Origin of the sequence: Telluria beijingensis (assembly GCF_030770395.1) — a bacterium.
Taxonomy (GTDB): domain Bacteria; phylum Pseudomonadota; class Gammaproteobacteria; order Burkholderiales; family Burkholderiaceae_D; genus Telluria; species Telluria beijingensis.
Genome location: NZ_CP132480.1, coordinates 5188513 through 5200798, shown reverse-complemented (window position 1 = coordinate 5200798; position 12286 = coordinate 5188513). Strand labels below are relative to the sequence as shown.

The window sequence follows — 12286 nt, the reverse complement described above, 5'->3', positions numbered from 1 at the left end:
CTGACAAAAGTATGAATCCAGAATAGTCAGGAGCCCGCCGAAGGTCTGTGCGTTGCCGCACCCACCTTGATCCGAGGGCAGAGCCCGCTGATTTGTTCCTTCTCGAACGCGTTTGAGACGAGCGGCAACACTCTGCAAGTTGTGTTCGGCATCGAACAGAAATCGCGTGCATGACATGTAAAGATGTCTCCAATGTTGACAAATGGAGAACAAAAACAATGAAGACTTCGCATGTGATCCTCCTGATCGGTGCGGCTCTCGGCTGGGCTGGCCAGGCTGTCGCCCAGCTGCCGGCGCCGGATGCGAAGACTCTCCATCAACAGACCCTGGCTGCCGCCGAGAGCGCCTATGACATCGCCAAGGCACGTTGCGACGCGATGGCCGGCATCCCGCACGAGATCTGCGTCGCCGATGCGCGCGCGGCCCGGGTCCGGGTCGAAGAAGAAGCGGAAGCGGCCTACAAGAACACGCTGGCGGCCTATACCCAGGCGCGCATGCGCATCGCCGCGGCCTACTACGAGCGCGACACGACGCGTTGCGGCGCCGCGGTGGGCAACGACCGCGACGTCTGCCTGACCCAGGCCAGGGCGAACCTGGTGGCGAGCCAGGCCGACGCCCGCGCCGACCGCAAGGCGATCGAGGCGCGCCTCGATGCGCACGATGCCAAGCTTGATGCCGAATACCGCGTCGCACTGCAGAAGTGCGATGCCTACGCCGGAGACGTCAAGGAAGGGTGCGTCAGCACCGCCAGGACGGCTTACGGCAAGTAAAGAACCCGCGGGCCGGATTGCCGGCGCCGCCCAACCCGCCCGCAAGGGTATTGCTGCACCATGACCATCAATAAGGAGCCATCATGAAAATCGCTAAAAACCTCATCTCCGCCGCTTTCGTCGCTACCGTCGCCATCACCGCCGTCGGCTGCTCGTCGACCAACCAGCAAGCCAGCACCGGCGAATACATCGACGACGCCGTGATCACCACCAAGGTCAAGGCTGCCCTGGTCAACGACCCTAACGTGAAGGCGCGCGAAGTGAACGTCGAGACCTTCAAGGGCGACGTCCAGCTGTCGGGCTTCGTGGCCGATCCACGCGACGCCCAGCGCGCCGTCGAGATCGCACGCGGCGTCAAGGGCGTGACCTCGGTCAAGAATGACATCCGTGTGAAATAATATGCGCACAGCCGGGGCGGCCCGGCATCTCGTTCAGGCATACCATGCAGCTAGCACAACCCGACCCGGCCGCGCCGGGACCGCATCAACCATCGCCTGAACCTGCCGCCGCCCCTGGCGACGTTCGTGCCGACGTTCGTGCCGACGTGCGCGCCGAAGCGCGTGCCGACCCGCGCGCCGCCGGCGACGACATCGCCCTGCACATCGGCGGCCTGCGCGTGCCGCTGCACGTCAATGCGCGCGGACTGTCGCTCGGCATCCTCGCCACCATCGGCTTCGTGTTCGCGCTGCAGTGGGCGCAGAAATTCTTCGTGCCGCTCCTGCTCGGCATCCTGATCGCCTATACCCTCAATCCCGTCGTGCGCTGGCTCGAACGCTGGCACATCCGGCGCATCGTCGGCGCCACCCTGGTCACGGCCGTGATCGTCGGCGCGATGGCGGGCACCCTGTACCGCCTGCAGGGCGAATTCTTCAACATCCTCGACGAGTTACCCACGCTCACCCACAAGGTCACGCGCATCCTCACCAATACCAGCGGCCAGCGCTCGACCCTGCAGCAGATGCAGGCGGCGGCGGCCGAGATCGAGCGCGCCGCCAGCAATGTTGGCGCCGACGCCAAGCGCGTGGCGCAGCAGCGGCGCCAGAACCCGCCGCCGCCGGCCGCGGCCAGTTCGCCGATCCGCGTGATGGACTGGGTGCTGGCCGGCTCGATGAGCCTGGCCGCCTTCATGTCGCAGGCGACCATGGTCGTGTTCCTGGTGTTCTTCCTGCTATTGGCGGGCGACACCTTCAAGCGCAAGCTGGTCAAGCTCACCGGTCCCTCGCTCACGCGCAAGAAAGTCACGGTCCATATTTTGGACGACATCAATACCTCGATCCAGAGCTATATGTTCATGCTGCTGGTGACCAATATCTTGCTGGCCTTGCTGATGTGGGGCGCGCTGCGCCTGATCGGCCTCGAGAACGCCGGCGCCTGGGCCGCGTTCGCCGGCGTGGCCCACCTGATGCCGTATTTCGGTCCGCTCGTGATCACCGTCGCGACCGGCATGGCGGCCTTCCTGCAGTTCGAGACGCTGAGCATGGTGATGCTGGTCGCGGGCGCCTCGCTGGTGATCGCGACCCTGGTCGGCATGGTAGTCGCGACCTGGATGACCGGCAAGATCGCGCGCATGAATCCGGCGGCGGTCTTCGTCAGCCTGCTGTTCTGGGGCTGGTTGTGGGGTGTCTGGGGCTTGCTGCTCGGGGTGCCGGTGGTGATGGTGCTGAAGGTGGTGGCCGAGCGGGTCGAGGGGATGGAAGTGGTGTCGGAGTTGCTGGGCGAATAGCCTGTCTCAGCGGCGTAGGGTGGAAGGCTCCGCCTTCCACGCGTTCAATTCCCATTCGCCTCGTGGAAACGCATGCACTGGTTGGACGTGTGGACGGCAGAGCCGTCCACCCCACATGCCTTACGCGGCACTGGCCTTCGGTTCCACGCCCGTGATTTCCTTCGGCTTGTTATGCAGGCTACCCATCTGCAGCGCATACTGGCGCGCGAATTCGGCGCCCAGGAAGAAGATCTGCGCCGAGTAATATACCCACAACAGTAGCGCGATCAGCGAACCGGCCGCGCCGAAGCTGTCGGTGGTGCCGCTATTGCCGATGTACAGCCCGATCCCGAACTTGCCCAACGTAAACATCGCTGCCGTGCCGAGCGCGCCGATCGTGACGTCCTTCCACGACAGCCGCACGCGCGGCAAGAGCTTGTAGATCACGCCGAACAGCGTGGCGATGACCAGGAAACCGACCCCGGATGCGATCCAGCCCATGATGATGGCGGCGTCCTGCCACACACCGGTGATGAACTTTTCGGCCACCGTGGTGGCGGCGCTGACGACCAGCGACACCATCAGCAGGAAACCGAGTACCAGCACCATGCCGAACGACAGCAGGCGGGTGCGGATCGTGTTCCAGATGCCGGCGTCGGCTGGTTTCGGCAATCCCCAGATCTCGTCCAGGCTATCCTTGAGCTCGGAGAACACGGTGGTGGCGCCGACAATCAGCAGCGCGGTCGCGACGATCGTGGCGAAGCGTCCCGTTTCCTTGTTCTGGGCGCCGGCCAGGATGGCCTGGATCGTGTCCGCCCCCTGTGCACCGAGCAGCCCGCGCAACTCGGCCAGCAACTGGCCCTGGGCTGCTTCTTCGCCATAGAAGAAGCCGGCCACCGCGATCACCAGCACCAGGATCGGGGCCAGCGAGAACAGGGTATAGAAGGCCAGCGCGGCGCCCTTGCTCGACGCACGGTGGTCCAGCCATTCCGATACCGCGGAGCGCAACACTTTCAATATCTGGTGCGTGTAAGGGAACCATTTGTTAACAGCCATATCCCATCCTCCAAATGAAAAGGGGGCCGAAGCCCCCTCGATCAGCGTTGCCGCGACTACCTGCCTGCCCGGCCGCCGTATGGAACGGCAGGCGGGCAGGCGGGTGCATCGGGGCGATGTCGCCTAAGGTATTACTGCTGGACCGGCACTTCGACGGTGATCTGGTCGACTTCGACGCGACGGTTAGGTTCCAGGCAGGCGATCAGCTGGGCGCGGTTCTTCTGGTTGCACTCGACCAGCGGGTTGGATTCGCCCTTGCCGATGGCGCGCAGGCGGTTGCCGTCGATGCCCTTGCCGACCAGGTATTCACGCACGGCGTTGGCGCGGCGCTCCGACAGGGCCTGGTTGTATTTCTCGGAACCCAGGCGGTCGGTGTAGCCGGTGATCTCGACGTTGGTGACCGAGGTGTCGGCTTGCAGGGCAGCGGCGATCTCGTCCAGCTTAGGCGCCGGGGTGATCACTTCAGCCTTGTCGAAGGCGAACAGCTTGGTGGCTTCCAGGGTCACTTTCTGGAAGCGTGGTGGTGGCGGTGGCGGCGGTTCGACCGGTGCCGGTGCTGGCGGCGGCGCCTCGACCACTGGGGCTGGAGCCGGTGCCGGTGGTGCTGGCGGCGGGTTGAACGCGTAGTTCAGGCCAACGGTCAGCATCTTGTTGTTGCTGCGCTTGAAGCCGAACTCTTCGTCGTCACGCAGGAAGCCGCGCACGGTGCGCAGGTCGGCCTGCAGCGACCATTGCGGGGTCAGGCTGGCCTGGAAACCGATACCGACGGTAGCGTACGGCGAGTTTTTCTCGACGAAGCGGCCGACGACGCGGTTGTCAACCTTGTCACGCTCGGCGCCCAGGCCGAACAGGACGAACGGACGGAAGCGATCGCGGCTCAGCATCAGCAGGGCGTCGACGCCCAGCAGGGTCTGGCGGTATTCGTTGCGACCCTGCTCGAAGCGGGTCTGGCTGGCGCCGATCTGGATGTCCCAGTTCTGGTGCACCGCCTTACCGAACTTCAGGCCACCACCGGTATCGCGGTCGTCCACGCCGAAGTCGGCGTCCGGCTTCACGTGGTTGACGCTTGGCTGGATGTACCACGACGGGTTGAGCTCTTGGGCGAGGGTGGCGCCGGATGCGCACAGCAGTGCAGCAGCCAGGGCGATCTTCTTGGTATTGTTCACAGGTAACTCCCGTAGGTTAAAAGTTGATGACAACGCATACGTCAGCAGCGATGTTGGATAAAGAATAACAGTGCAAGTTCCGTAAGCTCGGTGCGGTAGCGCACCCAACGCGGAATGGCTGTGCAATTTTACAACAGTGGTAAAAACCTCACATTTCCAAGATGAAACGAACTGTAACGACGCTGTCATCCACCGAATGGGAGAAAGCGTGCGATGGCGGTCACCCGGCTGTCATGTGATCGATCGTTAACAGGCGGCGTGACATGACATCGTGACATTGTCATGGGTTCTAGGTGGTCCGCCATGCGAGAGATTGCCATATGAGCATCGCGCCTGCCTTGGGGGAGGGGAGGGAAAGAATGCCGTCAGGAATGTTGTCGAATGTTGGATGGCGCACAGACCATGGTATCTGATGCAGGCAATCTTGAGCCCAGTTAAGCGGAACCGAGATGTTGTCAGGGTGTCAGACGACACACAGCGACCCGGACCACACAGTCTCACTCTCTATATTGGAGCTCATCGATATGCATGCAACGACTCAGCACAACGCGGTATCTGGCGAAACCGGCGCAGTGCACACCTCTGGCAATTCGGCGCTGATCGAGCGCGTCCCACCGCAACCGACCGAGCGCGCCCCGATTTCCCTGGCCCCGATCGAGCGCGTGCGTTCGACCTCGGCCACCCAGCGCCGCATCGAAAACATGCAGAAGCTGATCAATGAACTGTCGAACCACGAAATGCTGGCCGACGAAATCGCCTGGTTCCTCAAGTTTTCGCCATCGGGCGCCCGCAAGTACATCCGCGACCTGCGCGAAGCCGGCGTGATCGAGCTGGCGCGCTATATCGAGGGCACCGCCACCTACCTGGGCAAGGCCGTGTACCAGATTTCGCCAGATCCCGAGCGCGTCAAGGCCTTCCTGGCCGCGATCTGCCAGCCGAAGCGCGAAGGCGCCGCCCCGCGCAAGGAACGTCCCGGCCTGCGCGAGCAGAATATGGCCGGCAGCGGCCGTCACTTCCATATCCTGGCTGACGACACCCACTACGCCATCCGCGTCAACCGCAGCCCGGTCGCGCGCGACCCGCTGGTGGCAGCCCTGTTCGGCCCGGCGCCGGGCCAGAACGCCGCCGCCGCCAAGGAACGCGCCTGAGTGCGCGCCCGGCAGCGCCGCGGTAGAGACCCGCGGCGGTGCCGGTTCGACGATCGCTGTCGTCATTTTGCCGCGCTTCATGCGCGGCTTTGTTTTTTGTGCGCCTCCTGCGCCCAGTCTTACGGCCGACCGACTATTTGCAACTACCGTGTTGAAAACCGGTCAATAATCCTCACTTGTCTGCCATATCGCCGCTGAGCCGGTGCGTGATCAACCAGATAGGAGTGACGATGTTACCGAGTGCCGAATCGCTGCAAGGCAAGCCAGTCCCGAACGTGGTCTTCAAGGCCAGGCTCGAAGACCAATGGCGTGATCTCAGCTCCGACGAGCTGTTCAAGGACCGGACGGTCGTCGTGTTTTCGCTGCCGGGCGCCTTCACGCCGACTTGCTCCTCGACCCATTTGCCGCGCTATAACGAACTGGCGCCGGTGCTGCGTGCGCATGGCGTGGACGACATCCTGTGCGTGTCGGTCAATGACGCCTTCGTCATGAACCAGTGGAAGTCCGGCCAGGATGCCGCCAATATCACCGTCATCCCGGATGGCAATGGCGACTTCACCGAGGCCATGGGCATGCTGGTCGACAAGCGCGAGCTGGGTTTCGGCCGCCGCTCCTGGCGTTACTCGATGCTGGTGCGCGATGGCCTGATCGAAAAAATCTTCATCGAACCGGAACGCGAGGGCGATCCCTTCGAGGTTTCCGATGCCGATACCATGCTGGCCTATCTGGCGCCGGATGCCACGGTGCCGGAACCGGTCGTGATGTTTTCGCGTCCCGGCTGCCCGCATTGCGCCCGCGCCAAGGCGGCGCTGCGCGAGAATGGTGTCCACTACACCGATATTTCCGAAGACCAGAAGATCAATACCATCGTCCTGCGCGGCGTCACCGGCCGCATGACCTGGCCGCAAGTCTTTGTCGGCGGCGAGCTGATCGGCGGCGCCGACGAGGTGCAAGCCTGGCTGGCCGGCAAGGCCTGACCATGGAAGGGTTTTTGCTCGGTGCACTGGCCCTGGCCTTGCTGGCGGCCTGGCTGTGGCCGAAGTGGCGCCTGCGGCGTGCGCTGGCAACGCCGTTGCCGGCCGCGCAGGCCGCCATCCTGGCGTGCAATGTGGCGCAGGTCGGCGGCATGGACGAGGGGCAGCGCCGGCGCCTGCAGCGGATGGTCCAGCAGTTCTTGCACGAGAAAAAATTTGTCGGCTGCGCCGGCCTGGACGTGACCGACGAGATGCGGGTCACCATCGCCGGCCAGGCTTGCCTCTTGCTGCTGGGGCGGGTAGGTGACAGCGGCAAGCCCGATATCTATCCCACGCTGGACCTGATCCTGGTCTATCCCGGCGCTTTCCTGGCGCCGCGCAAGCAGGTCGACGTCTCCGGCGTGGTGACCGAGGAACGCCAGGATTTGTTGGGCGAATCCTGGGGCGATGGCCGCGTGATCCTGTCCTGGGACCATGTGCGGCGCGCCGGCCATGCGCCGTCGGCCGGCCATAACGTCGTGCTGCACGAATTCGCGCACCAGCTCGACAGCGAGTCGGGCAATACCAATGGCGCGCCCTACCTGGGCAGCAGCGAGCGCTACCGTAGCTGGTCCGAAGTGCTGTCGCGCGACTATGCCAACCTGCGCCATGAGGCGATGTGGGGCATGCAGGGCGTGCTCGACCATTATGGCGCGACCAATCCGGCCGAGTTCTTCGCGGTGGCCACCGAAAGCTTCTTCGAGCAGTCCCATCTGCTGGCGGCGCGCCATCCTGCGCTGTACGAGGAATTCCTCAAGTATTACCGGATCGATCCACGTCAATGGCAGAGCGCTCCACCGCCGCCGGCCGAGGAACCGCCGAGCTACGGCGTGGTCTATGGACAGTGGCGGTAGACAGCGTGCGGCGGCGTACAGATGGGGCGGCGCGGCAGGCGCATGCTTGAGCCACTCATCAGGGAGGAATCGCCTATGTCCACCATCATTGCAGGACGTTTCCAGCTTCAGGAAGACGTCGACCGCGCGCGCAGCGCCCTGGTCGACGCCGGATTCGACGCCGACCGCATCAGCGGCTTTTATCTGACCCAACCGGGCCAGCACGACATGACGCCCATCGGCGGCGACCACCTCCAGTCGCCCGGCGCCAAGGAAGCGCCCGAAGGCGTGGTCAAGGGCGTGGCCACCGGCGGCGCCGTCGGCGTGGCGGTGGGCGCCGCGACCTCGCCCATCACGGGGCCGCTGGGGCCGGTGGTCGGCGGGCTGGTGGGTGGCCATGTCGGCTCGCTGTTCAGCTTCAGCAAGATGAAAGACCGCGGCGAGCCCGAAGAAGGCGGCGAGAACGCCGTGCCGCCGCGTCCGGCCGGGATGCTGGTGGCGGTCGCCTTCGACGATCCCGCATTGCAAGAGCGCGCCATCGACACGCTGCGCCAGCTCGGCGCCCATCATATCGAGCGCGCCAAGGGCAATATCGTCCACGGCGACTGGGCCGATTTCGATCCCGCCAGCCGGCCGGACGTCATCGCGTGACGTTTCTGGTACACCCCTCATGCGTTTAGTTGCACACCGGTTCTGCCTAAATTACACTTGATCTTGCTCAACAGCCAACTGTTGTGGTTTCCCTACACTCGGATGCTGCAGTCGCGCCGCCGGCGTCACGCCGTCGGCGTCAACGAGAACAGAGGAGCGAGAATATGGCAGGAGACAAAGTAGAAGGGCAAGATAGGCGTGTTGCCCTGGTCACGGGGGCAATGGGCGGGCTGGGGACGGCGTTGTGTCGCCGCCTGCATGCGGAGGGGTTCCTGGTGGCGGCCACGCATTCACCGCAGAACGCACGGTGCGCCGCCTGGCTGGCTGAGCAGCAGGCGCTAGGCGTCGGGGTGCGGGCTTACGAACTCGACGTTTCCAACGGCAATGCCTGCGAGAATGTCGTGCACCGGGTGCTGGGGGATGTCGGCCGCATCGACGTCCTGGTCAATAACGCCGGCATCACGCGCGACCGCAGCATGCGCAAGATGAGCCAGGAAGACTGGCATACGGTCATGGGCACCAACCTCGACAGCGTGTTCAACATGACCCGGCCGGTGCTCGAATCGATGATCGAGCGCCGCTGGGGCCGCATCGTCAATATCTCGTCGGTCAATGGCCAGCAAGGCGCTTTCGGCCAAGCCAATTACGCTGCGGCAAAAGCCGGCATGCACGGCTTCACCAAATCGCTGGCACTCGAAGTCGCGCGTCACGGTGTCACGGTCAATACCGTGTCGCCCGGCTATCTGGACACCGCCATGGTGAGCCAGGTGCCGCAAGACGTGCTGCGCGACCGCATCCTGCCGCAAATCCCCATCGGCCGGCTGGGCAAGCCGGCGGAGGTGGCGGGGCTGGTGGCCTATCTGGTGTCGGACCTGGCGGGCTATCTGACTGGCGCCAATATTGCGATCAATGGCGGGCAGCATATGTACTGAGCCAGGCCGCGGTCGTCTGGCGCGGCAGTCGCTGTGGCAGTTGCTGCGGCCGGTTGCGGCCGCGGTTAGCCGGACACCGCCGCCGGCATGGCTCAGGCCGCAGCGGTCGGCGGCGTGAGCGCGTCCACCGCGGTGCTGTGCAGGTGAATTTTTTCCAGGGCCAGCACGATCGGCGTCGGCTGGCCGCTGGCGACGGCGCCGGCCAGCGAGAGCAGGCCGCCGACCAGGCTGGTGACTTCGCCGATCACGCCAATGCGCCAGATCTTTTCCGCGGCATCGTGGGTCAGCGCCACCAGCCGGCTTTGCGGCTGGTCCAGTCCCTGGATGACGAAGGCGGCCGCATCCGCGTAAAGGGTATTGGCGCGCTGGCGCAGCACCATCTCGTCGTCCAGCAGCCTGCGCATCGCGTCCTGCACGTGGCTGGGCACGCCGCGCCCGTCATGGCTGCGGATTTCGCGCAGGATGCGTTCGTGGAGGCGGTCGGCGATGGTCGACAGGGCATCAGCGAGCTCGACCACATGCCGCATGCTGGACAGGCCGCGCTCGCCGGGTCCGGCCGGCGCGACGCCGTGCTCGGCAGACGTTGTGGCCTGGGTGCTGCCGGCCGGCGCGGCGGGCGTCGACGATGCGCCGTCCGGCCTTGCGGCGGCATCCTGTACAGCCGGTTTATCGTGTGATGACTCGTGCATGACATCCCCTCAATCGCCATCGAGCCCATCGCGGATCGCGCGCAAATCGCGGCCGTAGTTCGCGAGCATGCGGCGGGTCTCGTCGCTGGTCAGCCTGTTCATGTTCTCGCGCATCTTCTGATGGCCGAGCGCGACCTTGGTCAATCCCTGCAGCGCCAGTTCGTAGCGGCGGTCGATCAGCTTGTACTCGGTCGACTTGTTCAGGTAGTGCACCTTGGCCAGCGTAACGAGCATGCGATCCGAGTTGCGGTTTGAAAACGGAATCTCGACATCGAAAATACCGAGCACCGTCTTCTTCTCATTCTCGTTGGTCTTGTAATACAGGCGGGTGAGGGAGATCATGGCATCGAGCAGCACCTGCACATCCGCATCGCCATCGCGCACCATGGTCTCGACGCTGCGATTCTGGTATCCCGAGGCGATCACGCGCGTCAGCAAACGCGTCATCCCCGTATACGCAGCCACATGCCGCTGCTGCAAGCCCGACTCCGTATTCGCCTTCAGCCCATTGCCGAGATCATCGATCCGCTCCGACAAGTCATACCGCCCATCCCCCGCAAGCAAGCTGAGCGTCTGCATATACAGCACCAGCGTCTTCTGTATAGCAACAAAATCATCATAAACACCACGCCGCCGCGCATCGTTCTCACGCGCGATACGCTCTGCCTGCGGCGACAGATAAGGCTGTTCGCGCTCAAAGGTATCGCGATACCGCCGCGACAATTCCGCATACCCACCCAGCTTGGCCGACGCATCTGCAAACTCGCGCACCTCCTGCAAGCTGACCGACCCATGCGAAGCGCACCCACCGAGCAGCACGCCCAGTCCCAGCACCAGCCCCACAGCAACTCGACGCAGCATCGCGGACCCTCCCAACCGAAGCCCCCATTCTTCCAAACCCCCGCCACCCCACATTGCCAATTATCAATTCCCCCGCAAAAAACGAGGGTCAGAGTAGAATTAAGTGACAACTTTTGAAGTTGTCAAACAATCTGACTCTGAGGTGGCCCGGGTTTGGTGGACATCCGAAATAGGAACCGTCGGCGCCGGCGTCGTGGCAAAGATCATCGCCTAATTAATTAGGTGATAGAGGGAAGCAGAAACGCTTCTGTTTCCCTCAAACAGCATTGTCAGCAAGCGCGCGCTTGCTGTATAATGCTGGATTCAGTAGGAAAGTCTTCGTAGGGGTGTAGCTCAATTGGCAGAGCGTCGGTCTCCAAAACCGAAGGTCGCGGGTTCGATTCCCTCCGCCCCTGCCACCGAATTCTGGTGCGCAGCACCGAAAGTAAAGAAGAATGTCTAATCAATCCGTGCAAACTGTCAGCACCTCGAATGACAAGTTCAAGGTTGCACTGGCGGTGGTTGCTGCGATTGCAGGCGTCGTCGGGTTCTTTTACCTGACTGGCCAGAACAAACCAGCCTTGGTCGCCGCAGGCGCCCTCGTGGCTGGTTTAGTTTTTGCTGTCCTGCTTTTGTGGACGTCCACCACCGGCCGTGATTTCCTGAGCTTCGCCAAAGAGTCTGTGCGCGAGACCAAGAAGGTCGTCTGGCCGACCCGCCGCGAGGCCATGCAGATCACCGGCATCGTGTTTGCCTTCGTGGTCGTGATGGCGATTTTCCTGTGGGGCACGGACAAGCTTCTCGAGCTCCTGTTGTACGACTTTGTCCTGGGTTGGAAATAACATGAGCGATAACGTGCAAGACAATGCACCAGTGCCGGGCGATGCTCCGGCACAAGACGTTGCTGCCCCCGTGAGTGTTCCGGTCAGCAACAAGCGCTGGTACGTCGTCCATGTCTATTCGGGCATGGAAAAGAGCGTGATGCGCGCCCTGAACGAGCGCGTTGAGCGCGCAGGGATGCAGGAACAGTTCGGCCAGATCCTGGTGCCGACCGAGGAAGTCGTCGAGATGCGCAATGGCTCCAAAGCCGTTTCCGAGCGCCGCTTCTTCCCGGGCTACGTGCTGGTTGAGATGGAAATGACCGACGAAACCTGGCACCTGGTGAAGAACACCAGCAAGGTCACCGGCTTCATCGGCGGCAAATCGAACAAGCCGACCCCGATTCCAGCGCGCGAGATCGACAAGATCATGCAGCAGGTGCAAGAGGGTGTCGAAAAGCCTCGGCCAAAAGTGCTGTACGAAGTGGGCGAGCAAGTCCGCATCAAGGAAGGCCCGTTCACCGACTTCAACGGCAACGTCGAGGAAGTCAACTACGAGAAATCGAAGGTGCGTGTCTCGGTCACCATCTTCGGCCGCGCAACTCCGGTGGAACTGGAGTTCGGGCAAGTCGAAAAGGTTTAAACGCTTTAATCGGAGCGTCGCAGAA

At 63.3% G+C, this 12286-nt stretch carries 14 protein-coding genes and 1 tRNA gene; 11 read left to right on the top strand and 4 right to left on the bottom strand.

Translation table 11 applies throughout. The annotated features are described in order from the left end of the window. The first annotated feature begins 218 nt into the window (after positions 1-218). The 3 genes from Q9246_RS22735 to Q9246_RS22725 all read left to right on the top strand — a co-directional run bounded on the left by Q9246_RS22735 (position 219) and on the right by Q9246_RS22725 (position 2493). A complete protein-coding gene (locus tag Q9246_RS22735) occupies positions 219-770 on the top strand; it encodes a hypothetical protein (protein ID WP_306393273.1) in 552 nt (183 codons plus the stop codon). Between the two features lie 83 nt (positions 771-853). Then, positions 854-1168, top strand: coding sequence for a BON domain-containing protein (locus Q9246_RS22730; protein ID WP_005671329.1), 315 nt, complete (start codon positions 854-856; stop codon positions 1166-1168). Between the two features lie 44 nt (positions 1169-1212). Then, a complete protein-coding gene (locus Q9246_RS22725) occupies positions 1213-2493 on the top strand; it encodes an AI-2E family transporter (RefSeq protein WP_306393268.1) in 1281 nt (426 codons plus the stop codon). A 120-nt stretch (positions 2494-2613) separates the two neighbouring features. On the opposite strand, the gene Q9246_RS22720 is transcribed toward Q9246_RS22725, so the two are convergent. Then, positions 2614-3528 carry a YihY/virulence factor BrkB family protein gene (locus Q9246_RS22720; protein WP_306393266.1) on the bottom strand — a complete coding sequence of 305 codons (915 nt, stop codon included), beginning with the start codon at positions 3526-3528 and terminating at the stop codon, positions 2614-2616. A 131-nt stretch (positions 3529-3659) separates the two neighbouring features. Next, positions 3660-4694 carry an OmpA family protein gene (locus Q9246_RS22715; RefSeq protein WP_306393264.1) on the bottom strand — a complete coding sequence of 345 codons (1035 nt, stop codon included), beginning with the start codon at positions 4692-4694 and terminating at the stop codon, positions 3660-3662. A 524-nt stretch (positions 4695-5218) separates the two neighbouring features. On the opposite strand from Q9246_RS22715, the gene Q9246_RS22710 reads away from it, so the two are divergent. The 5 genes from Q9246_RS22710 (at position 5219) to phbB (ending at position 9271) form a co-directional block, all read left to right on the top strand. Continuing rightward, positions 5219-5842 (top strand): winged helix-turn-helix domain-containing protein, encoded by a 624-nt coding sequence (locus Q9246_RS22710; RefSeq protein ID WP_306393263.1) that lies wholly within the window; start codon positions 5219-5221, stop codon positions 5840-5842. 230 nt (positions 5843-6072) lie between these two features. After that, the gene (locus tag Q9246_RS22705; RefSeq protein ID WP_306393262.1) at positions 6073-6819 is read left to right on the top strand and encodes a glutathione peroxidase; all 747 of its coding nucleotides are present in this window, start codon (positions 6073-6075) and stop codon (positions 6817-6819) included. A 2-nt stretch (positions 6820-6821) separates the two neighbouring features. After that, the gene (locus tag Q9246_RS22700) at positions 6822-7709 is read left to right on the top strand and encodes a M90 family metallopeptidase (protein WP_306393260.1); all 888 of its coding nucleotides are present in this window, start codon (positions 6822-6824) and stop codon (positions 7707-7709) included. A gap of 75 nt (positions 7710-7784) precedes the next feature. Beyond that, positions 7785-8339: a hypothetical protein gene (locus Q9246_RS22695; RefSeq protein WP_306393258.1), complete on the top strand. Its 555-nt coding sequence runs from the start codon at positions 7785-7787 to the stop codon at positions 8337-8339. A 164-nt stretch (positions 8340-8503) separates the two neighbouring features. Next, positions 8504-9271, top strand: a complete 768-nt coding sequence (phbB, locus tag Q9246_RS22690) for an acetoacetyl-CoA reductase (RefSeq protein WP_306393257.1) — start codon at positions 8504-8506, stop codon at positions 9269-9271. 92 nt (positions 9272-9363) lie between these two features. On the opposite strand, the gene Q9246_RS22685 is transcribed toward phbB, so the two are convergent. Both Q9246_RS22685 and Q9246_RS22680 read right to left on the bottom strand, forming a co-directional pair. Then, a complete protein-coding gene (locus tag Q9246_RS22685; RefSeq protein ID WP_306393254.1) occupies positions 9364-9960 on the bottom strand; it encodes a hypothetical protein in 597 nt (198 codons plus the stop codon). Between the two features lie 9 nt (positions 9961-9969). Then, positions 9970-10821 carry a hypothetical protein gene (locus Q9246_RS22680; protein ID WP_306393253.1) on the bottom strand — a complete coding sequence of 284 codons (852 nt, stop codon included), beginning with the start codon at positions 10819-10821 and terminating at the stop codon, positions 9970-9972. 322 nt (positions 10822-11143) lie between these two features. On the opposite strand from Q9246_RS22680, the gene Q9246_RS22675 reads away from it, so the two are divergent. From Q9246_RS22675 to nusG, 3 genes are all read left to right on the top strand, one after another. Further along, positions 11144-11219: transfer RNA gene (locus tag Q9246_RS22675), tRNA-Trp, on the top strand. Between the two features lie 36 nt (positions 11220-11255). Further along, complete coding sequence (secE, locus tag Q9246_RS22670; protein WP_005663637.1) at positions 11256-11642, top strand: preprotein translocase subunit SecE; 387 nt, start codon at positions 11256-11258, stop codon at positions 11640-11642. Position 11643: 1 nt separating this feature from the next. After that, positions 11644-12261 (top strand): transcription termination/antitermination protein NusG, encoded by a 618-nt coding sequence (gene nusG / locus Q9246_RS22665; RefSeq protein ID WP_306393252.1) that lies wholly within the window; start codon positions 11644-11646, stop codon positions 12259-12261. Positions 12262-12286 lie beyond the last annotated feature (25 nt).

Bases quoted from the DNA above. Each gene is read 5' to 3' on its own strand.
- Q9246_RS22735 (WP_306393273.1), top strand. From the start codon at position 219: ATGAAGACTTCGCATGTGATCCTCCTGATCGGTGCGGCTCTCGGCTGG.
- Q9246_RS22730 (WP_005671329.1), top strand. From the start codon at position 854: ATGAAAATCGCTAAAAACCTCATCTCCGCCGCTTTCGTCGCTACCGTC.
- Q9246_RS22725 (WP_306393268.1), top strand. From the start codon at position 1,213: ATGCAGCTAGCACAACCCGACCCGGCCGCGCCGGGACCGCATCAACCA.
- Q9246_RS22720 (WP_306393266.1), bottom strand. From the start codon at position 3,528: ATGGCTGTTAACAAATGGTTCCCTTACACGCACCAGATATTGAAAGTG.
- Q9246_RS22710 (WP_306393263.1), top strand. From the start codon at position 5,219: ATGCATGCAACGACTCAGCACAACGCGGTATCTGGCGAAACCGGCGCA.
- Q9246_RS22705 (WP_306393262.1), top strand. From the start codon at position 6,073: ATGTTACCGAGTGCCGAATCGCTGCAAGGCAAGCCAGTCCCGAACGTG.
- Q9246_RS22700 (WP_306393260.1), top strand. From the start codon at position 6,822: ATGGAAGGGTTTTTGCTCGGTGCACTGGCCCTGGCCTTGCTGGCGGCC.
- Q9246_RS22695 (WP_306393258.1), top strand. From the start codon at position 7,785: ATGTCCACCATCATTGCAGGACGTTTCCAGCTTCAGGAAGACGTCGAC.
- phbB (WP_306393257.1), top strand. From the start codon at position 8,504: ATGGCAGGAGACAAAGTAGAAGGGCAAGATAGGCGTGTTGCCCTGGTC.
- Q9246_RS22685 (WP_306393254.1), bottom strand. From the start codon at position 9,960: ATGCACGAGTCATCACACGATAAACCGGCTGTACAGGATGCCGCCGCA.
- Q9246_RS22680 (WP_306393253.1), bottom strand. From the start codon at position 10,821: ATGCTGCGTCGAGTTGCTGTGGGGCTGGTGCTGGGACTGGGCGTGCTG.
- secE (WP_005663637.1), top strand. From the start codon at position 11,256: ATGTCTAATCAATCCGTGCAAACTGTCAGCACCTCGAATGACAAGTTC.
- nusG (WP_306393252.1), top strand. From the start codon at position 11,644: ATGAGCGATAACGTGCAAGACAATGCACCAGTGCCGGGCGATGCTCCG.